The 22628-nt window shown below is 58.8% G+C and carries 22 protein-coding genes and 1 pseudogene; 19 read left to right on the top strand and 4 right to left on the bottom strand.

Translation table 11 applies throughout. The annotated features are described in order from the left end of the window. Positions 1-36 precede the first annotated feature (36 nt). Entirely contained in the window at positions 37-2094 is a 2058-nt protein-coding gene (locus JFT81_RS24385; protein WP_201229635.1) for a M3 family metallopeptidase, read from the top strand. Here the strand turns inward: JFT81_RS24385 and JFT81_RS24380 are convergent. Continuing rightward, entirely contained in the window at positions 2073-2717 is a 645-nt protein-coding gene (locus JFT81_RS24380) for a dual specificity protein phosphatase family protein (protein ID WP_201229634.1), read from the bottom strand. The two genes, JFT81_RS24385 and JFT81_RS24380, sit on opposite strands and share 22 nt — an antisense overlap. Positions 2718-3022: 305 nt before the next feature. Here JFT81_RS24380 and JFT81_RS24375 point away from each other — a divergent pair, with 305 nt between their 5' ends. From JFT81_RS24375 to JFT81_RS24360, 4 genes are all read left to right on the top strand, one after another. Then, positions 3023-3769 carry a gluconate 2-dehydrogenase subunit 3 family protein gene (locus tag JFT81_RS24375; protein WP_201229633.1) on the top strand — a complete coding sequence of 249 codons (747 nt, stop codon included), beginning with the start codon at positions 3023-3025 and terminating at the stop codon, positions 3767-3769. 2 nt (positions 3770-3771) lie between these two features. Further along, positions 3772-5556, top strand: coding sequence for a GMC family oxidoreductase (locus tag JFT81_RS24370; RefSeq protein ID WP_201229631.1), 1785 nt, complete (start codon positions 3772-3774; stop codon positions 5554-5556). A gap of 12 nt (positions 5557-5568) precedes the next feature. After that, positions 5569-6870 carry a cytochrome c gene (locus JFT81_RS24365; protein ID WP_201229629.1) on the top strand — a complete coding sequence of 434 codons (1302 nt, stop codon included), beginning with the start codon at positions 5569-5571 and terminating at the stop codon, positions 6868-6870. 258 nt (positions 6871-7128) lie between these two features. Then, positions 7129-7692, top strand: a complete 564-nt coding sequence (locus JFT81_RS24360) for a hypothetical protein (protein WP_201229627.1) — start codon at positions 7129-7131, stop codon at positions 7690-7692. Positions 7693-7819: 127 nt separating this feature from the next. On the opposite strand, the gene JFT81_RS24355 is transcribed toward JFT81_RS24360, so the two are convergent. Next, positions 7820-8122 (bottom strand): hypothetical protein, encoded by a 303-nt coding sequence (locus JFT81_RS24355; protein WP_201229625.1) that lies wholly within the window; start codon positions 8120-8122, stop codon positions 7820-7822. Between the two features lie 230 nt (positions 8123-8352). Here JFT81_RS24355 and JFT81_RS24350 point away from each other — a divergent pair, with 230 nt between their 5' ends. The 4 genes and pseudogenes from JFT81_RS24350 to JFT81_RS29510 all read left to right on the top strand — a co-directional run. Next, complete coding sequence (locus tag JFT81_RS24350; protein WP_201229623.1) at positions 8353-9411, top strand: PA0069 family radical SAM protein; 1059 nt, start codon at positions 8353-8355, stop codon at positions 9409-9411. Between the two features lie 238 nt (positions 9412-9649). Further along, the gene (locus JFT81_RS24345; RefSeq protein WP_201229621.1) at positions 9650-10381 is read left to right on the top strand and encodes a carbonic anhydrase; all 732 of its coding nucleotides are present in this window, start codon (positions 9650-9652) and stop codon (positions 10379-10381) included. Positions 10382-10471: 90 nt separating this feature from the next. Then, positions 10472-11998: a SulP family inorganic anion transporter gene (locus JFT81_RS24340; protein ID WP_201229619.1), complete on the top strand. Its 1527-nt coding sequence runs from the start codon at positions 10472-10474 to the stop codon at positions 11996-11998. Then, positions 11985-12110: pseudogene (locus JFT81_RS29510) on the top strand (metal ABC transporter ATP-binding protein); the annotation flags it as partial. The gene JFT81_RS24340 and the pseudogene JFT81_RS29510, both read left to right, overlap by 14 nt. Before the next feature lie 25 nt (positions 12111-12135). On the opposite strand, the gene JFT81_RS24335 reads toward JFT81_RS29510, so the two are convergent. Beyond that, on the bottom strand, positions 12136-12786 hold the full coding sequence (locus tag JFT81_RS24335) for a hypothetical protein (RefSeq protein WP_201229617.1): 651 nt from the start codon (positions 12784-12786) through the stop codon (positions 12136-12138). A gap of 369 nt (positions 12787-13155) precedes the next feature. On the opposite strand from JFT81_RS24335, the gene coxB reads away from it, so the two are divergent. The 5 genes from coxB (at position 13156) to JFT81_RS24310 (ending at position 18149) form a co-directional block, all read left to right on the top strand. Beyond that, positions 13156-14286 (top strand): cytochrome c oxidase subunit II, encoded by a 1131-nt coding sequence (gene coxB, locus JFT81_RS24330; protein WP_201229615.1) that lies wholly within the window; start codon positions 13156-13158, stop codon positions 14284-14286. 82 nt (positions 14287-14368) lie between these two features. After that, a complete protein-coding gene (gene ctaD, locus JFT81_RS24325) occupies positions 14369-15955 on the top strand; it encodes a cytochrome c oxidase subunit I (protein ID WP_201229613.1) in 1587 nt (528 codons plus the stop codon). After that, entirely contained in the window at positions 15952-16692 is a 741-nt protein-coding gene (locus JFT81_RS24320) for a hypothetical protein (protein WP_201229611.1), read from the top strand. Before ctaD ends, JFT81_RS24320 begins: the two co-directional genes overlap by 4 nt. Further along, a complete protein-coding gene (locus JFT81_RS24315; protein ID WP_201229610.1) occupies positions 16685-17236 on the top strand; it encodes a cytochrome c oxidase assembly protein in 552 nt (183 codons plus the stop codon). Before JFT81_RS24320 ends, JFT81_RS24315 begins: the two co-directional genes overlap by 8 nt. Before the next feature lie 25 nt (positions 17237-17261). Further along, the gene (locus tag JFT81_RS24310) at positions 17262-18149 is read left to right on the top strand and encodes a cytochrome c oxidase subunit 3 (protein ID WP_201229609.1); all 888 of its coding nucleotides are present in this window, start codon (positions 17262-17264) and stop codon (positions 18147-18149) included. 77 nt (positions 18150-18226) lie between these two features. Here JFT81_RS24310 and JFT81_RS24305 read toward each other — a convergent pair whose 3' ends face one another. Further along, the gene (locus tag JFT81_RS24305) at positions 18227-18430 is read right to left on the bottom strand and encodes a twin transmembrane helix small protein (RefSeq protein WP_102902573.1); all 204 of its coding nucleotides are present in this window, start codon (positions 18428-18430) and stop codon (positions 18227-18229) included. Positions 18431-18501: 71 nt separating this feature from the next. Here JFT81_RS24305 and JFT81_RS24300 point away from each other — a divergent pair, with 71 nt between their 5' ends. Genes JFT81_RS24300 through JFT81_RS24280 form a run of 5 tightly spaced genes read left to right on the top strand, consistent with a single transcriptional unit; the run spans position 18502 to position 22410 of the window. Next, positions 18502-19242 carry an SURF1 family protein gene (locus JFT81_RS24300; RefSeq protein ID WP_201229608.1) on the top strand — a complete coding sequence of 247 codons (741 nt, stop codon included), beginning with the start codon at positions 18502-18504 and terminating at the stop codon, positions 19240-19242. Beyond that, complete coding sequence (locus tag JFT81_RS24295) at positions 19208-19801, top strand: hypothetical protein (RefSeq protein WP_201229607.1); 594 nt, start codon at positions 19208-19210, stop codon at positions 19799-19801. Before JFT81_RS24300 ends, JFT81_RS24295 begins: the two co-directional genes overlap by 35 nt. 10 nt (positions 19802-19811) lie before the next feature. Beyond that, entirely contained in the window at positions 19812-20891 is a 1080-nt protein-coding gene (locus JFT81_RS24290; protein ID WP_201229606.1) for a COX15/CtaA family protein, read from the top strand. Further along, positions 20879-21778 (top strand): heme o synthase, encoded by a 900-nt coding sequence (cyoE, locus tag JFT81_RS24285; RefSeq protein ID WP_201148741.1) that lies wholly within the window; start codon positions 20879-20881, stop codon positions 21776-21778. The genes JFT81_RS24290 and cyoE overlap by 13 nt, the downstream gene beginning before the upstream one ends. Continuing rightward, positions 21775-22410, top strand: a complete 636-nt coding sequence (locus tag JFT81_RS24280) for an SCO family protein (RefSeq protein ID WP_008081211.1) — start codon at positions 21775-21777, stop codon at positions 22408-22410. The genes cyoE and JFT81_RS24280 overlap by 4 nt, the downstream gene beginning before the upstream one ends. Positions 22411-22628 lie beyond the last annotated feature (218 nt).

Here is a 22628-nt window from a genome sequence, read left to right as displayed (position 1 = left end):
GGCTGGCTGTTTCAGCCATCCCTCAAGGAAGACGCCATGCCTGATTCCAATCCGCTGTTACAACACTGGACGCTCCCTCCGTGGTCGACGGTGCGCGCCGAACACCTGCTGCCGGCCATCACAACGATTGTGACCAACAATCAGCAGACCATTGAGCACGTCATCGCCAGCCAGACCGAGCAGCCGAACTGGGACGACCTGATCCTCGCCATCAATGAAGCCGATGCCGCATTGGCGGAAACCATGGCGGTGATCGAATACCTTTCGATGAGCAAATCCGCCGATAGCGCGTGGCAACAGGCGAGCGCGCAGTGCAGCCAGATCGCCGCGCAATATAGAACTGACAAGACGGCGAGCCTGCCGTTGTTCCGTACTTTTCAACGCTTGGAAAACAGTGCAGTCGCCGCTCATTTCGATGCCTCACGCAAAGCGTCACTGGCAAAAATCCTGCGCGCGTATCGCTTGTCCGGCGTTGAGTTGCCGGCGGCGCAACAAGAGAAGCTTGCACGCTTGAATCGCGTCATTGGCCTGCTCGAACAATTGTTCGTCAGTCAGATCGAACTCGCCAACGCCGCTTGGACCCGGCACATCACCGATGCCGCGCTGCTCGAAGGGCTGAGCCTGCACAGCCAGGCACAACTGGCGCTCAAGGCCAGAGAGGCCGGGCTCGATGGCTGGCTGCTTACACTGGATCTGAACACTTGCCAGCAAATCATGACGTACGCGCACAACCGCAGCTTGCGCGAGGAATACTTTATTGCGTGGAGCACCCGCGCCTCCGATCAGGGCCCGCAGGCGAATCAGTTCGATAACGAGCCGGTGTTGAGCTTGCTGCTGGCGTTGCGACAAGAGAAGGCCGAAGTGCTGGGTTTCGACAACTTCGCCCAGTTGCGCCTCAACAACCGGGTGATCACCGACACCACTCAGGTCAGCGCCTTCCTGCGCGAGCAAGTGGCGCTGGCCACGCCTTTGCTGGAGCAAGAGGCACAAACCCTGCGAACGTTCGCCGATCAGCAGGGTTTCGGGACGATTGAGGCATGGGATGAAGATTTCCTCGGCGAGCAGTTACGCGTGCAGCAACTGGATGGCGCGCTGCAGGGCTTACGCAATTTCTTCCCGCTGGACGACACGCTGCGCGGCTTATGCCGGTTCAGTGAACACCTGTTCGGTATCGCCATTCGTGAGCAACCCACGTTTGATCGCTGGCATGAGCAGGTGCGTCTGTTCGAGGTCAGCGAACACGACCAGGTGATCGGGCACATCTATCTGGATCCATACGCGGGCGAGCACTCGGCGGACTTTGCCTGGACAGGCACCGTGCGCAATCGGCGAATCAATGCCGAAGGTCGCTTGTCGACGCCGATTGCCGTGCTGTCCAGCCACTTCACCGCCCCGACGGCGGAGCACCCGTGTCTGCTTTCGCATCACGATCTGCGGGTGCTGCTCCATGAGTTCGGGCATTGCCTGCAACAGGTACTGACGCGCTCACCGCATTTCAACCTGTCAGGCATTTCCCAATTTGCCCGGGACTGCGCCGAATTCACCGGGCAGTTTTTTGAGCATTGGTGCCTGTCGCGGGAGTTTCTCCTGTGGCTGGCGGCGCACCATCAAACCGGGGAGCGCCTGACCACAGAGCGGGTCAACACCGCACTGACCGCGCTTGAGGCACAGACCAGCCGGGCCACGGCGATGTTGCTGTTGGGCGCGTTGCTGGATTTTGAATTGCACAAAAGCCACGGCGACGGCCGCAGCATTGCGCAAGTGTTCGAGGAGGTGCAGCACGAGTTTCCAGCGTTACAACTGCCGACCTACTGCCGATTCGCCAACAGCTTCGATTATCTGGCCACCGGTTACGAAGCCTCGGTGTACGCCTACAAATGGTCGGGCGTGCTGGCGACTGAAGCCTTTAAACGCTTCGAGCGCGAGGGTGTGTTCAACCCGCGCACCGGTCGGGCCTTTCGCGAAGCGTTTTTCTCGGGCGACTCGCTGTCGCTGCCGAGCGCTTTGCACACGTTCCTTGAGCGGCCAGTCAATGCTCAACTCACTGCGCCGGGTTCAGATGAGCAAAATGCTCACTTGAGATTGACCGACTGAAACCAGCTCTTCATCGAGCAGGTCGCAAACGCGCTGGTGCTGCAATCACCATTGGCCAGCGCGGTGCGCAATTTGTCGACATCGGCCTGCATCACATAGCGCACGCTGTCGCGGAAATGGCCGCTTTCACCAAAACCGCCCTGGGTCATTTCGCTCAAGGCGTCTTCTTTGCTCCAGCCCTGCACCACCACTCGATACATCGCTGCCATCAGGCCGGTGCGGTCGGAACCGTGTTTGCAATGCATCAGCACCGGGCCATTGGCCTCGGCAGCCTGAATGGCACGCAGCGTCTTAAGAACGTCGGCATCGTCGACATGGTTGGTGCGATAAGGCAACTGCACCTGGTTGATGCCGGAGTCGGACAACCAGCTACTGTCGGCTTCCGGCAGGAAGTTGATCACCGTCGCGACCTTGAGATTTTTCAGCAGCGGCACCGCCCCACCATCGGGCAATGCGCTGCGGTAGAGCGTCGGCGACATCTGGAACAGGTTGTATTGCACTTCGACCGGTTGCGCCCATTCGTTCGGGCGCACCGTTGCCGCCGCCGCAGCCTGAGCGGGCATCCAGTGCAATAGTGCAACAAGCGATAAACACAAAGCAGGGAAAAAACGCACTCGGGACATGCTGGGGTGACCGTGTCGGGATTGATCGGTGAGAGGTGCCACAGCATCGATGTTCAGCGGTCAAAGCCCCGTGAGCCGATTGTCAAAGAAATGTGAATCGAAGCTGTTTCAGCGCATGCGCTGAAGAAAAACCGCGGTTTTTTCCGCCGAATCGGTTCATACAGAAGCTTAGCCTGCTACCATTTGTCACACGATGTTGCAGACTCGTCCCCCTTTTCCGGGTCAGACCGGTTGCGTCGCGACGAAAAATCCTCAAGCCGTTCGCAGAAACGGCTGAACCCCTAATGCCTGATGAGGTGCCCTCCATGTCTGACGCAGATCGAGACAATCCGCGGCGTGAGTTTTTGCGTAAATCCCTGACCCTGATTCCGGTCGTCACTCTGGCCGGTACCGCGCTGGGCAGCAGCGTCTTGCAAGCCGCGCCTGAAGCCGCACCGCCTGCGCCCCCAGCACAACCGGCCCGCACAGACGCCAGCGTCTACCAGCCGAGCTATTTCACCGCCGAAGAATGGGCGTTCATCAATGCCGCCGTCGCGCAATTGATCCCTAACGATGCACAGGGTCCGGGCGCGCTCGAAGCGGGCGTGCCGGAATACATCGACCGGCAGATGAACACCCCGTACGCCGCCGGAGCCCTGTGGTTCATGCAAGGCCCGTTCAATGCCGACGCCGCGCCGGAGATGGGTTGGCAGAGCAAACTGGTGCCTAAAGAGATCTATCGTCTCGGCATCGCCGCCACGGATCAGTGGGCAAAATCCCTCAACGGTAAAGTATTTGCTGAGCAAGACAGCGCTACCCGAGACGATTTGCTCAAGCAACTAGAAGCTGGCAAACCGCAGTTCGACGCGGTTCCGGCGAAGATTTTCTTCAACCTGCTGCTGCAAAACACCAAGGAAGGGTTCTTCTGCGACCCGATCCACGGTGGCAACAAAGGCATGGTCGGCTGGACCATGATCGGCTTCCCCGGCGCCCGCGCCGATTTCATGGACTGGGTGGAACGCAACGAGCAATACCCCTTCCCGGCAGTTTCGATTCGCGGCGAGAGGGCGTGAGCATGGCAACAGTAATGAAGAAGGTCGACGCAGTGATCGTCGGTTTCGGCTGGACAGGCGCAATCATGGCCAAAGAGCTGACCGAGGCTGGGCTCAACGTGCTGGCGCTGGAGCGCGGGCCGATGCAGGACACCTACCCTGACGGCAACTACCCACAGGTGATCGACGAACTCACCTACAGCGTGCGCAAAAAACTCTTCCAGGACATCTCCAAAGAGACCGTGACCATTCGCCATAGCGTCAACGACATCGCGCTGCCGAACCGTCAGTTGGGCGCGTTTCTGCCGGGCAACGGTGTCGGCGGCGCCGGTCTGCACTGGTCGGGCGTGCACTTTCGCGTCGACCCGATCGAGTTGCGCATGCGTAGCCACTACGAAGAGCGCTACGGCAAAAGCTTTATCCCCAAGGACATGACCATCCAGGACTTTGGCGTCAGCTATGAAGAGCTGGAGCCGTTCTTCGATTTCGCCGAAAAAGTCTTCGGCACCTCTGGCCAGGCATGGACCGTCAAAGGCCAACTGGTCGGTCAGGGCAAGGGCGGCAATCCTTACGCGCCCGATCGCTCCAACCCGTTCCCGCTGGAAGCGCAGAAGAACACCGTTTCCGCACAGCTGTTCGGCAAAGCGGCGACTGAAGTCGGTTACAAACCCTACAACCTGCCTTCGGCGAACACCTCGGGGCCCTACACCAACCCTTACGGCGCACAAATGGGCCCGTGCAACTTCTGCGGGTTCTGCAGCGGTTACGTTTGCTACATGTATTCCAAAGCCTCGCCGAACGTGAACATTCTGCCAGCGCTCAAGCCGCTGCCGAATTTCGAGCTGCGCGCCAACGCGCACGTGCTGCGGATCAACCTCGACAGCACGAAAAGCAAAGCCACTGGCGTCACCTACGTCGACGGTCAGGGCCGCGAGATCGAGCAACCGGCGGATCTGGTGATCCTCGGCGCGTTCCAGTTGCACAACGTGCGTTTGATGCTGCTCTCGGGCATCGGCAAACCCTACGACCCGATCAGCGGCGAAGGCGTGGTCGGGCGTAACTTCGCTTACCAGAACATGGCGACCATCAAGGCGTTCTTCGACAAGGACACCCACACCAACAACTTCATCGGCGCCGGCGGTAACGGCGTGGCGCTGGATGACTTCAACGCCGACAACTTCGACCACGGCCCACACGGCTTCGTCGGTGGTTCGCCGATGTGGGTCAACCAGGCCGGCAGCCGGCCGATTGCCGGCACTTCCAACCCGCCGGGCACACCGGCCTGGGGCAGTGCGTGGAAACGCGCGACCGCCGATTACTACACCCATCAGGTCTCGATGGACGCCCACGGCGCGCATCAGTCCTACCGTGGCAACTACCTCGATCTCGACCCGGTTTACCGCGATGCCTACGGCTTGCCGCTGCTGCGGATGACGTTCGACTGGCAGGAAAACGACATCAAGATGAACCGCTTCATGGTCGAGAAAATGGGCAAGATCGCCGAAGCCATGGGCCCGAAAGCCATTGCCGTGATCGGCAAGCAAGTCGGCGACCACTTCAACACCGCGGCCTACCAGACCACCCACCTCAACGGTGGCGCGATCATGGGCACCGACCCGAAAACCAGCGCACTGAACCGCTACTTGCAGAGCTGGGACGTGCATAACGTCTTCGTGCCGGGTGCGTCGGCGTTCCCGCAGGGCCTGGGTTACAACCCGACCGGTCTGGTCGCGGCATTGACCTATTGGTCGGCGAAGGCGATCCGTGAGCAATACCTGAAAAACCCCGGCCCGCTGGTTCAGGCTTAAGGAGCGATGACCATGAAGACTCTCGTTATCGCGACCCTGGCGCTTCTCGGCAGTGCCTCAATCCATGCGGCCGACGTTGATCAGGCATTGATCAAACAAGGCGAATACCTCGCCCGCGCCGGTGACTGCGTGGCCTGCCATACCGCCAAGGGCGGCAAACCTTTCGCCGGCGGCCTGCCGATGGAAACCCCGATCGGCACGATCTATTCGACCAACATCACCCCGGATAAAACCGGCGTCGGTGAATACAGCTTCGAAGACTTCGATCAGGCCGTACGGCATGGCGTCGCCAAAAACGGCAGTACGTTGTACCCGGCGATGCCGTATCCGTCCTACGCGCGCGTCAGCGAAACCGACATGAAGGCGCTGTACGCGTTCTTTATGCACGGCGTTGAACCGGTCGCGCAGGAGAACAAGGCCAGCGACATTCCGTGGCCGTTGAGCATGCGCTGGCCGCTGATGGGCTGGCGCTGGATGTTTGCACCGAAAGTCGAGGACTACACCGCGACCAGTACCGACCCGGTGATCGACCGTGGCGCGTATCTGGTTGAAGGCCTCGGCCATTGCGGCGCCTGCCACACTCCCCGTGCGCTGACCATGCAGGAAAAATCCCTGAGCGCGACTGACGGCAAAAACTTCCTCGCCGGCAGCGCGCCGCTGGAAGGCTGGATCGCCAAGAGTTTGCGCGGTGATCACAAGGATGGCCTCGGCGGCTGGAGCGAGGAGCAACTGGTGCAATTCCTCAAAACCGGTCGCAGCGATCGCAGCGCGGTGTTCGGCGGCATGAGCGATGTGGTCACCCACAGCATGCAATACATGACCGACGCCGACCTGACCGCGATTGCCCGTTACCTGAAATCGCTGCCGGCCAATGATCCTGCCGACCAGCCGCACCAGTACGACGAGAAAGCCGCCAAAGCCTTGTGGAACGGTGACGACAGCCAACGCGGCGCCTCGGTGTACATCGATAACTGCGCGGCGTGCCACCGTACCGATGGCCACGGTTACACGCGAGTGTTCCCGGCGCTGGCGGGCAATCCGGTGCTGCAATCGGAAGATCCGACCTCGCTGATTCACATCGTACTCAAGGGCGGGACTTTGCCGGCGACCCACACCGCACCTTCGACCTTCACGATGCCGGGTTTCGCCTGGCGCTTGTCGGATCAGGAAGTGGCGGATGTGGTGAGTTTTATTCGTGGCAGTTGGGGTAATAAAGGCGCACCGGTGAAAGCTGCCGAGGTAGCCAATCTGCGAAAAAACGACATGCAGACGACTTCCGGGGATGACCTGGGGCAAATCACCACACCTAAATAATAGCGACTCTGAAAGTCCCGCTGCTACAGCACAAGTTGTAGTGCGTAGCAGCGGATCAAACTTCTGAATGGTCAGCTTGGCTGTCGCTTATGACAGAGTGAAGCCCTTTAACAGTTTTTGTTTTCTCCCCGCCATCACCCCCCCCTGTAATTGCATACACCTGTCAACTCTGACAGTAGACGGTATACACGAGCTGTTTTAACGTCAGAACTGATGCAGTACCACTCTTTGGTATTTCGCGAGCAGGGAGCAAAACACATGAGCTATTCAGTGGCTGTAGAGTTCAGGGATACGAATGCAGACGGACAACAAGAGGCAATCATTTCACGCTACAACAATGGATATGCAAAAAATCTCAACCCGGACGTTGTGGTTACGGCCTACGCGAACCCTGAAGGTGTGTATGAGCAGCTCGACGGTGTAGACGATGTCGAAGGCAACGACGGGGTCGATGAGAATGATGCGTTTACGTACTCGGTTGCAGCTGAACTTGCTTCAAAACTTGTCGGTTTGAGCAGCGTAGGTGGAGGCCGTCTATACAGCTTTATTCTGATCTCGGCTGAGCGAAAAGCGCATGAAGAAAAACCCGCTGAAGTTACTGTAAATTTCTTTAATACCTCAAACACAGACTTGTCTCAGCCTGATGCTATCGTCACTCTGAAACTCAACGACACTGGCTCCTACAAAGTCTTGGAGCCTTCACAAGGTAATGGCAAATTCGAGCTTGATGCTGATGGGGATGGTGACTCCGATGCAAATGACAAATGGATTCTCGCAAGAATCGTGACATCGTTTGTGTCAATGAGAAACTTTGCCAAGTGAATCGATAGTCCAATTCAGAATTGCTGAATGGCTCACAAATTTCGTCAGGCAGTAAATCCCTCAAGCCATTTTTGAAGTAGGGATTTACTGCATGTTTGTGTAGGCGCCGCTCAGCGCTTCTGGTTATTTAAGGATTGATAATACTTGCATAGGCTTTGGCCAGTGCCGCCAGTTTGGCTTTGTCGTCTTCACCAATCACACCGTCGCGATCCACGTCTTGATTGAGACGACCAACAGTAAAGATCTTGCCCCCGTCTTTAGAGGTCGCGGTGACCATGATCGAATCAACCAGCAATTCGCTATGGGTGGAGGTTTGCGCGTCCCACGCCAGTTCCTTGCGGGCTAGTTGCAGGGACACCAGAGTATTGGGCTCCGACTGGCCGGGTTGCATAAGTTGCAGAAAGACACCACGATCATTGAAAAATGACACAGTTAAATCCTTTTATTTAATAAGTTAGGTACACAACGAAAGACTACAAACTCAAGACCTGAATAACCAGCCGATAGTTGTTTCGCTAGTTTGCACATAACAACTTACTCATTCCTGGCAATTAAAATGTGGATTCGAACCGTGATTTATTAGCCGGGCAGCCAAACGGTAGTGGTCAAAAACCGCCCAAAGCGATTACTGTATGGATATACAGAAAAAGGATTCGACTGATGTCCATCGCCCTGCCCCCACGCGGTCGTGGCACCGCGACTAACCCGCACAATCGCTTCGCGCCAAGCCGTTCGGTGGCCGAGGACGACGGCTGGTATCAGGAAGTGCCCGAGACGCAAAACACCGAGGTGATGATCGAAACCGCGAAAACCATCATCACCCGCAACACTTCGCCGGACCTGCCCTTTGATCGCTCGATCAATCCTTATCGCGGTTGCGAGCATGGCTGCATCTATTGCTACGCGCGGCCCAGCCACGCCTATTGGGACATGTCGCCGGGGCTGGATTTTGAAACCAGGCTGATCGCCAAGACCAACGCCGCCCAGGTGCTGGAAGAACAGCTCGGGAAAAAAGGCTATCAGTGCGCGCCGATCAATCTGGGCTCCAACACCGATCCGTATCAGCCGATCGAGCGCGAACACAAAATCACCCGGCAGACCCTCGAAGTGCTGCTGCGTTATCGCCATCCGGTGACCATCATCACCAAAGGCTCGCTGATTCTGCGCGACCTTGACCTGCTCACCGAGTTGGCGCAGCAACGGCTGGTGGCGGTGATGATCAGCCTGACTACGCTGGACGACGAACTCAAACGCATCCTCGAACCTCGCGCGGCGGCTCCCAAGGCGCGATTGCGTGCTATTCGGGTGATGCGCGAGGCGGGGATTCCGGTCGGCGTGCTGTGTTCGCCGATGATTCCGATGATCAACGACAGCGAAATCGAAATCCTGCTCACCGAGGCTCACGCGGCTGGTGCGCAAAATGCCGCGTACATGATGTTGCGCCTGCCGCTGGAAGTGGCGCCGCTGTTCGAGGAATGGCTGGCCGCGCACTATCCGCAAAGGGCTGCGCATGTGCTGAGCCTGATCCGCCAGAGCCGTGGCGGCGAGCTCTACGACAACCGTTTTGGCGCCCGCATGCGTGGCGAAGGGCCGTTTGCCGATCTGCTCGCGCAGCGGTTTGCCAAAGCCATCAAACGTCTTGGGCTCAATCATCGCGAAGGCTACAACCTCGATTGCACAGCCTTTTGTCCGCCGGGTCGCCAGATGTCGCTGATTTAGCGACAATTAGCCTATGGTTGAGGGGTTGGAATCCTTCCGCCGAAATTACCCAGTCACATTTTTTGTGACCTGGAACACACGTTCTAGAGCGTTTGATTCAGTTTGAGTTAAGTTTCGGCGGCTACCTTGTTCATCGAGTGACTGACGGGTCGGGATGACCCGGATGTTTTAAACAGCCACTGGCTTCACACCGGAATACATGGGAACGACTCCCCTAATCCGCCTATGAGGATGAATCATGAGTGACAAGGATAAACAGCCGATAGCTGCGTCGGCGCAAGCCGTCCCTGTGGCGGACTCCGCCGATGCAGCGCTGCGACAGATCGTTGACGGCTTTTTGCATTTTCATCATGAGGTCTTCCCGCAGCAGGAAGAACTCTTCAAGAAACTCGCCACGGCCCAGTCGCCGAAGGCGATGTTCATCACTTGCGCCGACTCGCGTATCGTCCCCGAACTGATCACCCAAAGCTCCCCCGGCGATTTGTTCGTAACCCGTAACGTCGGCAACGTAGTACCGCCTTACGGCCAGATGAACGGTGGCGTTTCCACCGCCATCGAATACGCGGTACTGGCGCTCGGCGTGCAACACATAATCATCTGCGGCCACTCCGATTGCGGCGCCATGCGCGCGGTGCTCAACCCGGACAGCCTGGAAAAAATGCCGACGGTCAAAGCCTGGTTGCGTCACGCCGAAGTGGCAAAAACCATGGTGCATGAAAACTGTAACTGCGCCGACGAAAAAGAGAGCATGCCGGTCCTCACCGAGGAAAACGTCATCGCCCAATTGCAGCACTTGCGTACCCATCCTTCGGTAGCCTCACGCATGGCGAACGGTCATCTGTTCATCCATGGCTGGGTCTACAACATCGAAACCAGTGAAATCAAAGCTTACGACGCGGATCACGGACGTTTCCTGCCGCTCGATGGCAGCCATCCGATTCCGGTGGCGACGCCCAAAGCGCGCTTCTAAAACCTCCTAAACATCTGTGTGGTTTGACGCCGGTCGCTGATTCAGCGACCCGGCCTCGCCATGCCTGAAGAAAACTTCGGGAGAATCACCATGCGTGCTGCTCAATTGAAAGCGGTGTTGCCACGGGAGTTGCTCGCTTCAGTGGTTGTGTTTCTGGTCGCCCTGCCGCTGTGCATGGGCATTGCGATTGCGTCAGGGTTGCCACCGGCAAAAGGCTTGATCACCGGGATCATCGGCGGTCTGGTGGTCGGTTGGCTGGCGGGTTCGCCGTTGCAGGTCAGCGGGCCGGCGGCGGGTTTGGCGGTGCTCGTGTTCGAGCTGGTGCGCCAGCACGGCATCGAGATGCTCGGGCCGATTCTGTTGCTTGCCGGTTTCCTGCAACTGGTCGCCGGGCGCTTGAAGCTTGGCTGCTGGTTCCGGGTTACGGCGCCAGCGGTGGTGTATGGGATGCTGGCGGGGATCGGCGTGTTGATCGTGCTGTCACAGGTGCATGTGATGCTCGACGCCGCGCCGAAACCCTCCGGTCTGGATAACCTCACGGCATTCCCCGGCGCAGTGGCGCAAGCCTTGCCGTCGTTTGGCTGGCAGGCCGGGCTGCTCGGACTTTCGACGATTGCGGTGATGTGGCTGTGGGAGAAATTTCGCCCGCATTCGTTGCGCTTCGTTCCCGGTGCATTGCTCGGCGTCGGTCTGGCGACAGGTGCCAGTCTGCTGCTGGCCTTGCAAGTGAAACGGGTTGAAGTACCGGCGAACCTCGCGGAAGCCATCGATTGGCTGAAACCGGCCGATCTGCTCAGCCTGGCCGATCCGACGTTGCTGATTGCCGCCTTCGCTGTGGCGTTTATCGCCAGCGCGGAAACCCTGTTGTCCGCAGCCGCGGTGGATCGCATGCACAACGGCGTACGCTCGGACTTCGACCGCGAACTGTCGGCGCAAGGGGTTGGCAACATGCTCTGCGGTCTGGTCGGCGCGCTGCCGATGACCGGGGTGATCGTGCGCAGTTCGGCCAACGTTCAGGCCGGTGCCACCACCCGTTACTCGACGATCTTCCATGGTCTGTGGCTGCTGGCGTTCGTGCTGTTGCTGTCGAGCGTGCTGCAAAGCATTCCGGTGGCGAGTCTGGCGGGCGTGTTGGTTTATACCGGTTTCAAACTGGTCGACCTGAAAGCCTTCCGTGGTTTGAGCCGCTACGGACGCATGCCGATGTTCACCTACGCGGCAACGGCGCTGGCAATCGTCTTCACGGATCTGCTGACCGGTGTGTTGATCGGCTTCGGTCTGACCCTGGTGAAATTGGCGTTCAAGGCTTCACGACTGAAGATCAGCCTGATCGATCTGCCGAAGGACGGCGAGATGGAGTTGCGTCTGCTCGGTGCAGCGACCTTTCTCAAGGTGCCGGCGTTGACCCAGGTGCTGAACACCATTCCGGCAGGCGCGACGGTGCATGTGCCGCTCAATAACCTGAGCTACATCGACCATTCGTGTCTGGAGTTGCTGGAAGAGTGGGGCCGGGCGAATGCGGCCAAGGGCTCGAAGCTGTTGATCGAGTCGCGCGGGTTGAAGCGCAGGCTTGAAGGGCGGGTTCGCACCAACACCGGCATAGGTGCGGCTGGTTAACTATCCCATTTTTAACACCCCCCCTGTGGGAGCGAGCCTGCTCGCGAAAGCGGTAAATCAGCCAACAGCGATGTTGAATGATCGACCGCATTCGCGAGCAGGCTCGCTCCCACATTGGATCTATGGGGTATGAAAAATTACGCAGCAGGCTGGTCCAGCTCCAGACCCACACCCAGTCGGCGGCCCATGCACGGCCAGCGTTTCCACGCGGCGCCGGTGTCCGGGCTGCTGAGTTTGTCGCGGTAGGCTTCTACCGATTCCAGCGCAAAACTTTCGTCGTTGAGCATCTCGTCGATGGCGTGATGCACCGCTTCGTCCAGTTGGTTGGCAAATTCCTCACCGATCAATTGGTGAGCAATCAGATTGGCGACCGTCATGTCCAAGGGGATCAGTGGCTGGCCGAAATGCTTGATGTACAGGTCGTTGACCTCTTCGACAAAACGGTGCGCCAGATAAGCTTCGTCCAGCAGGCTGTCCAGGCCAACGTGCCCGGCCATGATCGCCGGCGGCTGGAGGAAATACTGCTCGGCGATTTTCAGCACCGGTTTGATCTGCGATTCGATTCCCGCTTCCCTGGCGACTTCATTGGCTGCGTCCAGCAGGTCTGGCACTTCATCGATATAGGCGGCGACAAAACGCGTCAGCACACCTTGGGCGTCGGCTTCCGGCAACTGGATCGCCGGGTGTAAATGAGGAAGCTTGCTTTCCAGTTGGCGGGTCAGCAGGCCAGTGTCTTTCTCATGCTTTTGGGCTTTTTGGATCTGCTCGCGCAATGCGGCGGTGTTCATGAAAACTCCAGGAAACAAGGCAATGAAATAGGGAAGACATAACTTAGCTGGCTTACGAAAAATGCTAAGACGCATTTGTCATAATTATTTCATCCTTGATGCACCTGCGTTATATCCATTTGCCACCACTCGTCTGCATCCTTCTCCATTCGTGCCCTCGAACGCAAGCCCCAGCTGTTTCAGATCATTTACCTCGGCACATTGCATTTCTCAGTCGCTGTCTATACTCGCCATTGAATGGAGTTAGCTGATGACGCCCGACTGCACCCGCAGCAAGGCCCGGCGATTCAAGTTCGTAGTCTGATGCAGCCGCTCCCTTGCCGCAGGCGAAAGCCGGCGGGATAACAAGAACGATAAGGGGAACCCGCAATGATGCGACATCCACATGTCTGGATGGGCCTCCTGTTGTGGTCGATTTTCAGCCAGGCGAATGCAGCCTGGACTGTGAATATGGCGCCTGGAGCGACTGAAATCAGTCACGCAGTATTCGACCTGCACATGACCATTTTCTGGATCTGTGTGGTGATCGGGATCATCGTCTTCGGCGCCATGTTCTGGTCGATGATTGTCCATCGTCGGTCAACCGGTCAGGTCGCCGCGAAATTCCACGAAAGTACCACCGTCGAAATTCTCTGGACCATCGTGCCGTTCCTGATTCTGGTGGTAATGGCCATTCCGGCGACCGCGACCCTGATCAGGATGTACGACACCAGTGAGCCGGATATCGATATCCAGATCACCGGTTACCAGTGGAAGTGGCACTACAAATACCTGGGCCAGGACGTCGAGTTCTTCAGCAACCTGGCCACCCCCGCCGAGCAGATCCACAACAAGGAAACCAAGGGCGAGCATTACTTGCTTGAGGTCGACAAGCCGTTGGTGCTGCCGACCGGGGCCAAGGTGCGCTTCCTCGTGACTTCCGCCGACGTTATCCACTCCTGGTGGGTGCCGGCCTTCGCGGTCAAGCGCGATGCGATCCCGGGGTTCGTCAACGAAGCCTGGACGCGCATCGACAAGCCCGGCATCTACCGTGGCCAGTGCGCCGAACTGTGCGGCAAAGACCACGGCTTCATGCCGATTGTGGTCGAGGTCAAGGAAAAACCCGACTACGAAAAGTGGCTTGCCGATCGCAAAGCCGAAGCCGCACAGCTCAAAGAGCTGACCAGCAAGGACTGGACGCTCGACGAACTCAAGGAACGCGGCGACAAGATCTATCACACCACTTGCGTGGCCTGTCACCAGGCCGAAGGTCAGGGCCTGCCGCCAATGTTCCCGGCGCTCAAGGGCTCCGAACTGATCATGAAAGGCAGCAAGGCCGACCACCTGCATCGTGTGGTCTACGGCAAACCGGGCACTGCCATGGCGGCGTTCGGCAAGCAGCTGTCGGAAGTCGATATCGCAGCGGTCGTGACCTACGAACGTAACGCCTGGGGCAACAACAAGGGCGACATGGTCACGCCAAAAGAAGTGCTGGAGATGAAACAGGCGGGGGACAAATGAGCCGGCCTATCACATCTACCCGCCACGGTTCGCGGCCAGCCGCCGCGAATCACCTCGCCTGTTCACGTAAAGGAGACCGGCCATGAGCGCTGTAATCGATGACCATGGTCATGCCGACCACGCCCACGGCCCCGCCAAAGGCCTGATGCGCTGGGTGCTGACCACCAACCACAAGGACATCGGCACGCTGTACCTGTGGTTTGCGTTCTCCATGTTCCTGCTGGGCGGCACGTTCGCCATGGTGATTCGCGCCGAGCTGTTCCAGCCCGGTTTGCAGATCGTCGAGCCGGCGTTCTTCAACCAGATGACCACCATGCACGGCCTGGTGATGGTCTTCGGTGCGGTGATGCCGGCGTTTGTCGGCCTCGCCAACTGGATGATCCCGTTGATGATCGGCGCGCCGGACATGGCCTTGCCACGGATGAACAACTTCAGCTTCTGGCTGTTGCCGGCGGCATTCCTGATCCTGGTGTCGACCCTGTTCACTGCCGGTGGCGGACCGAATTTCGGCTGGACGTTCTACGCGCCGCTATCGACGACCTACGCGCCGGAAAGCGTCACCTACTTCATCTTCGCCATCCACTTGATGGGCATCAGTTCGATCATGGGCGCGATCAACGTGATCGCGACCATCCTCAACCTGCGCGCCCCCGGCATGACGCTGATGAAAATGCCGCTGTTCGTCTGGACCTGGCTGATCACCGCGTTCCTGCTGATCGCGGTGATGCCGGTACTGGCCGGGTGCGTGACGATGATGCTGATGGACATCCACTTCGGCACCAGTTTCTTCAGTGCTGCCGGTGGCGGTGATCCGGTCTTGTTCCAGCATGTGTTCTGGTTCTTCGGGCATCCCGAGGTGTACATCATGATCCTGCCGGCCTTCGGCGCCGTCAGCTCGATCATCCCGACCTTCTCGCGCAAACCGCTGTTCGGCTACACCTCGATGGTCTACGCCACGGCGAGCATCGCCTTCCTGTCTTTCATCGTCTGGGCGCACCACATGTTCGTGGTCGGCATTCCGCTGGTGGGCGAACTGTTCTTCATGTACGCCACGCTACTGATCGCCGTGCCGACCGGGGTCAAGGTGTTCAACTGGGCTAGCACCATGTGGCAAGGCTCGCTGACCTTCGAAACACCGATGCTGTTTGCCGTGGCGTTCGTGATCCTGTTCTCCATCGGCGGTTTCTCCGGGCTGATGCTGGCCATCGCCCCGGCGGACTTCCAGTACCAGGACACCTACTTCGTGGTCGCGCACTTCCACTACGTGCTGGTGCCGGGGGCGATCTTCGGGATCTTCGCCTCTACCTACTACTGGCTGCCGAAATGGACCGGGCACATGTACGACGAAACCCTTGGCAAGCTGCACTTCTGGCTGTCATTCGTCGGGATGAACCTGACCTTCTTCCCGATGCACTTCGTCGGACTTGCGGGGATGCCGCGACGGATTCCGGACTACAACCTGCAATTCGCCGACTTCAACATGGTCTCGTCGATTGGCGCGTTCATGTTCGGCACCACGCAGTTGTTCTTCCTGTTCATCGTCATCAAGACCATTCGCGGTGGCCCGCCAGCACCGGCCAAACCATGGGATGGCGCCGAAGGCCTGGAGTGGAGCGTGCCGTCACCAGCGCCATACCACACCTTCACCACACCGCCGGAAGTGAAATGAATATCCAGCCGTTGGTGAAATGTGTACAGGCACACAGATCTCCTTGGGATTCCCAAAGATCCCCTGTGGAGGCTCACAGATATTTTCTGGATGCACACAAAACCCCTGTGGAGGCTCACAGATACTTTTGGGATGCACACAAAACCCCTGTGGATGCTGACAGATATTTTTTGGAAGCACACAAAACCCCTGTGGATGCTGACAGATATCTTTTGGATGCACACAAAACCCCTGTGGATGCTCACAGATATCTTTTGGAAGCACACAAACCCCCTGTGGATGTTCACAGGTATTTTGGGGATGCACACAAAACCCCTGTGAATGCTCACAGATATTTTGGGGATGCATACAAAACCCCTGTGAATGCTCACAGATATTTTGGGGATGCACACAAAACCCCTGTGAATGCTCACAGATATTTTGGGGATGCACACAAAACCCCTGTGAATGCTCACAGATATCTTTTGGAAGCACACAAAACCCCTGTGGAGGCTCACAGATATTTTTTGGCTGCGCACAAACCCCCTGTGGATGTTCACAGGTATTTTGGGGATGCACACAACCCCCCTGTGGCGAGGGGATTTATCCCCGTTGGGCTGCGCAGCGGCCCCAAAATCTGCGATCGAGATTTATCAGGCAGACCGTGTGCGCTGGATTCAGGGCTGCTGCGCAGCCCAACGGGGATAAATCCCCTCGCCACAAAGGCATCACCGATAGGGGGTGGAAGCCATGGCTGACTCGGTCTCGATGAAAAAACTCGTCACCCGCCTGCTCGGCGTGGTCGTGGCGATGTTTGTTTTCGGTTTCGCCCTGGTGCCGATCTACGACGTGATGTGCAAAGCCTTCGGCATCAACGGCAAGACCGCCGGGCAGTACGAGGGCGAGCAAGTGGTCGACACCTCGCGCCAGGTGCGCGTGCAGTTTTTGTCGACCAACAACGTCGACATGCCGTGGGATTTCTACCCCAAGCACGACGAATTGACCGCCAACCCCGGCGCCGTCAACGAGATGATCTTTATCGCGCGCAATCCCACCGACAAACCGATGAGCGCACAAGCCGTGCCAAGCATCGCGCCGAGCAATGCGGCGGCGTATTTCCACAAGACCGAATGCTTTTGCTTTACCCAGCAGGTGCTGCAGCCCGGTCAGCAGATCGAAATGCCGGTGCGCTTCATTGTTGACCGCGACATGCCCAAGGATGTGAAGCACCTGACGCTGTCCTACACGCTGTTCGATATCACCGCCCGACATCCTCCAGTGGCTGTAAACACTGGCGGTTGAGCGTGCCCGATAAGGAGAACAATAAATGGCAACTCATGAGCACTATTACGTTCCGGCCCAGAGCAAATGGCCAATCATCGCCACATTCGGCATGGCCATCACCGTGTACGGCCTGGCGACCTGGTTCAACGACCTGAAGGCGGCGCGCCCGGAATCCCACGGCCCGTACATCTTTTTCGTCGGTGGCCTGCTGCTGGCGTACATGCTGTTCGGCTGGTTCGGTGCGGTGATCAAGGAAAGCCGCGCGGGCCTCTATAGCTCGCAGCTGGATCGCTCGTTCCGCTGGGGCATGAGTTGGTTCATTTTCTCCGAGGTGATGTTCTTCGCTGCGTTCTTCGGTGCGCTGTTTTACGTGCGGCACATCTCCGGGCCGGCGCTCGGCGGTGAAGGGCCGAAAGGCATCGCGCATATGTTGTGGCCAAACTTCCAGTTCACCTGGCCGCTGCTGCACACCCCGGATCCGAAACTGTTCCCGCCACCGAAAGAAGTCATCAGCCCGTGGGGCCTGCCGCTGATCAACACGATCCTGCTGGTCAGCTCCAGCGTGACCATCACCATCGCCCACCATGCGTTGAAAAAAGGCCATCGCGGCGCGCTGAAAATCTGGCTGGCGATCACCGTGTTGCTCGGCTGTGCGTTTCTCGGTTTCCAGGCCGAGGAATACATGCACGCTTACCACGAGCTGGGCCTGACCCTTGGTTCGGGGATTTATGGCGCGACGTTCTTCATGCTCACCGGGTTCCACGGCGCCCACGTGACCATCGGCACGATCATCCTGTTCGTGATGCTGATGCGGATCATGAAGGGCCACTTCGATGCCGAGCACCAGTTCGGTTTCGAGGCGGCGAGCTGGTATTGGCACTTCGTCGACGTGGTGTGGATCGGCTTGTTCATCTTCGTTTATGTGCTTTAACAACAGCGGCAAGCGGCAAGCCTCAAGCTCAAAGCGGTAAAGCTTCTAACTTGTAGCTTGTAGCTGACCGCTTGCAGCTACCACGTAACGTGGGACACCAGTTGGCCGCTGTAGAAGCCCCAGGCGATCAAGCCGACGGTGGCAGCGGCCAAGGCCACCCGAACACTCAAGGCGATGACCAGGCGATTTGAGCTGCTGTCGTCCTTGACCAGGAAAAACAGGCCGCTGAACAGGCTGATCACCGTGGCAATCAGCATCAGGACGATCGCTGTTTTGAGCATGGGAAGAACTCCGGGGGACAGGCGATGCAGTTGAGTATAGCGATCGCAACGACTGACTTTGTGGCGCGGCCATGAAGCGCTTCCGCCCGGGCGTAATACCGACCGTGGTGGTGGCGCTGTTGCTGCCGCTGCTGGTGTCGCTGGGCTTTTGGCAACTGAGCCGTGGCGCAGAAAAAACCGCCCTGCTCGCCAGTTACGCCGAACGCCGCGCCGCCGAACCGATGGCCAGCACCGAGTTGCCGCACAGTACCGATCCGGCCTATCGCCGCGTGCACCTGCACGGCCAGTTCGATGCTGCGCACAGTCTGTTGCTGGATAACCGCCAGCGCAACGGCAAGGTCGGCGTCGAGCTGCTGCAACCGTTTCAGGATCAACGCAGCGGCCTCTGGCTGTTGGTCAATCGCGGCTGGCTGCCATGGCCGGATCGCCGCGTACCGCCGCAATTCACCACGCCCGCCGAGGCGCTGAATGTCGATGCGTGGGTCTACGTCGCCCCCGGCGCCACTTTCCAACTCCACGCCGATCCGGTCAGCAGCACCTGGCCGCAAACCATCACCGCCGTCGAACCCGCCAAGCTATGGAAAACCCTCGACCGCGATGGCTTCACCTACGAATTACGCGCCGAACCCGGCCCGGCCAGCTACGAAGCCGATTGGCCGGTGGTAGCCATGGGCCCGGAAAAACACCTTGGTTACGCCGTGCAGTGGTTCGCCATGGCCACCGCCCTGCTCGGCCTCTACGTCTATTTGGGCTTGCACAACGCAAAGGAGAAACACCATGGGAACGGCCATGAATCCACCCAGCATGTCTGAGGCGAAACCTGTCGCCAGCCGTCGTCGCGGACGCATTCAACTGTTGCTGATCCTGCTCGGCGTGATCGGCCCGATGATCCTCGCCACCGGCATGTACAAATTACAGTTCTGGGTACCGGACGGCCGCAGCTACCACGGCGAACTGATCGGCAATGGCCAGACCCGCGCCGACCTTGGCGTGCAGGCTGATGATGAACGCTGGCAGATGCTGGTCACAGCGCCGAAGGATTGCGCGGTGGATTGCCAGCAGCTTGTTTACCTCGCGCGGCAGATTCAGATCGGTCTGGGTCGCGATGCCGGGCGCGCCAGCCACGCGCTCGCCGTTGCGCAACCGGTCAGCACCGATTACGAGGCCAAGCTCAGCCGCGAATATCCACAATTGCAACGTTACCCGCTGGACGTGACCACGTTCAGCAAGACCACGGGCGACAAAGCCGCGCCGCAGCTGTGGATCATCGACCCGCACGGCAACCTCGTGCTGCGTTACGAGCCGAATGTGAAAGGCAAGGATCTGCTCAACGACCTGCGTCACCTGCTGAAACTGTCGAACATCGGATAAGGGCATCGTCATGGCCAAACCTGGATTTCGCCTCGCGCTGTTTGCCACCTTGCTGGCACTGATTGTGGTGCTGCTCGGCGCCTACACCCGCCTGACCCACGCAGGCCTGGGCTGCCCGGACTGGCCGGGCTGCTACGGGTTTATCAGCGTGCCGAAAAGCGAAGCCCAACTGGCCCATGCCGAACTGCATTACCCCGACTCGCCCGTGGTGGCGCACAAGGGCTGGAACGAGATGATCCACCGCTACTTCGCCGGCACCCTCGGCATGCTCATTTCGATTCTGGCCGGGCGCGCGTGGGTCAACCGTCGTCATCCGGGGCAGCCATTGAAATTGCCGCTGTTTTTGCTGGCCGTGGTGTTTTCGCAAGCGGCATTCGGCATGTGGACGGTGACGCTCAAGCTCTGGCCGCAAGTGGTCACCGGGCATTTGCTCGGCGGTTTTGCGACCTTGAGTCTGCTGTTTTTGCTGACGCTGAGATTGTCCGGTGTACTGCCGGCGCTGACCGTGCCCAAGCGTTTGCAGTATTGGGCGACAGCGGGATTGTTGCTGGTGATCGGCCAGATCGCGCTGGGTGGCTGGGTCAGTTCCAACTATGCGGCGGTCGCCTGCATCGACTTTCCGACCTGCCACGGCCAATGGTTGCCGCCCGCAGACTTTGCCAACGGTTTTCACCTGACCCAGCACATCGGCCCGAATTATCTCGGCGGGCAACTCGACAGTGATGCGCGCACAGCGATTCACCTGACTCACCGCATCGGCGCACTGCTGGTGACGCTGGTGCTGCTCGGTCTGGCGTGGCAATTGAAAGGGGTCGGCATGACGCGCCTGGCCGGATTGGTCGTCGCCGCCCTCGCCGCCCAAATCACCCTGGGCATCAGCAACGTGCTGTTCCATCTGCCGCTGCCGGTCGCCGTCGCTCATAACGCCGGCGGTGCGGCGCTGTTGCTGACCATGGTGCTGGTCAACTATCACGCGCGCACCAGTCTGGTCCGGGTCAGACAACCGGTGCTCGCCCGTTGGCGCGTGAGCCCGCGTAAACACGTAGCCGCGCCCATCACAATAAAAGGAGAAACGCCGTGGCGATTCTGATTGGCGAACGTCCGCATCAGGCGATCTGGCGTGATTATCTGGAGCTGACCAAGCCGAAAGTCGTGGTGCTGATGCTGATCACCTCGCTGGTCGGCATGTTCCTCGCGACCCGCGCCGGGGTGCCATGGACGGTGCTGGTGTTCGGCAATCTGGGGATTGCGTTGTGTGCCGGCGGTGCGGCGGCGGTCAATCATGTGGTGGATCGGCGCATCGATGCGGTGATGGCGCGCACGCACAAACGACCCTTGGCCGAAGGCCGGGTTTCACCTGCGGCGGCGCTGACTTTTGCCTTGGTATTGGCGCTGCTCGGTCAGGCCCTGTTGCTGACCTTCACCAATCCGCTGACGGCGTGGCTGACGCTGGCCTCACTGCTGGGTTACGCGGTGATCTATACCGGTTTCCTCAAACGCGCGACGCCGCAGAACATCGTCATCGGCGGCCTCGCTGGCGCCGCGCCGCCACTGCTCGGCTGGACTGCCGCCACCGGCCACGTCAGCGCCGAACCGCTGTTGCTGGTGCTGATCATCTTCGCGTGGACGCCGCCGCACTTCTGGGCGCTGGCGATTCATCGCAAAGAGGAATACGCCAAGGCCGACATCCCGATGCTGCCGGTGACCCACGGCGAGCACTACACCAAAGTGCACATTCTGCTGTACACCTTCGCCCTGCTGGCGGTGAGTCTGCTGCCGTACGTGATCCACATGAGCGGCGCGCTCTACCTGATTTGTGCGCTCGGCCTGGGCGCAAGGTTTCTGCAATGGGCCGTGGTGCTGTACCGTGGCACTCGGCCGCACGCGGCGATCAACACCTTCAAGTACTCTATCTGGTACTTGTTCCTGTTGTTCATCGCCCTGCTCGTAGACCACTACTTACTGTTGAACCTATGACTCGAACCCAGAAAACCGTCTTCATCCTCGTTGCCGTGATCGCGCTGATCCTCGGCCTGACCGTCAACAAAGTGCTGAGCGGCAAGGGCCAGGGCGACCCGACTGCGTTGATCGATGCCGGCATTATCCTGCTGCCGCAAAGCCGCAACCTGCCGGACGTAACGATGACCGATCAGGACGGCAAACCGGTCGCGATCAATGAGTTGAAAGGTAAGTGGAGCCTGCTGTTCTTCGGCTACACCTTCTGCCCGGACATTTGCCCGACCACGTTGGCGCAATTGCGGCAGATCAAGAGTGAACTGCCCAAAGACGCTGTGGACAAGTTGCAAATCGTGCTGGTGAGCGTTGACCCGAACCGCGATAACCCCAAGCAGTTGAAGCAGTACCTGGGCTACTTCGATCCGCAGTTCATCGGCCTGACGCCGACGTCGATTGAAGAGCTGCAGAAGGTGGCGAATGCGGTGAGTATTCCGTTTATTCCGGCGGACACCAGCAAGCCGAATTACACCGTCGACCATAGCGGCAACCTCGCGGTGATCGGGCCGGACGGCACTCAGCGTGGGTTTATTCGAGCGCCGTTGAATAACGCCAAACTGGTTGCGCAACTGCCGGTGATGCTGAACCGCAAGTAATCGCCTGAAAGCAAAAGCCCCTCACCCTAACCCTCTCCCGGAGGGAGAGGGGACTGAATGGTGAAATATTGGCGAGTTACACCGAATTGAACGTACTGCTTTGAATCCATAATCGCCAAGATCTTTCAGGTCTATGCAGGACGTCAGACACCTCGGTCGGCCCCCTCTCCTTAGGGAGAGGGCTGGGGTGAGGGGCAGCTTCACAGCAGGTTCAAAGC

It is taken from the genome of Pseudomonas sp. TH43 (assembly GCF_016650635.1).
Classification (GTDB): domain Bacteria; phylum Pseudomonadota; class Gammaproteobacteria; order Pseudomonadales; family Pseudomonadaceae; genus Aquipseudomonas.
This window is presented reverse-complemented; position numbering and strand designations above follow the sequence as displayed.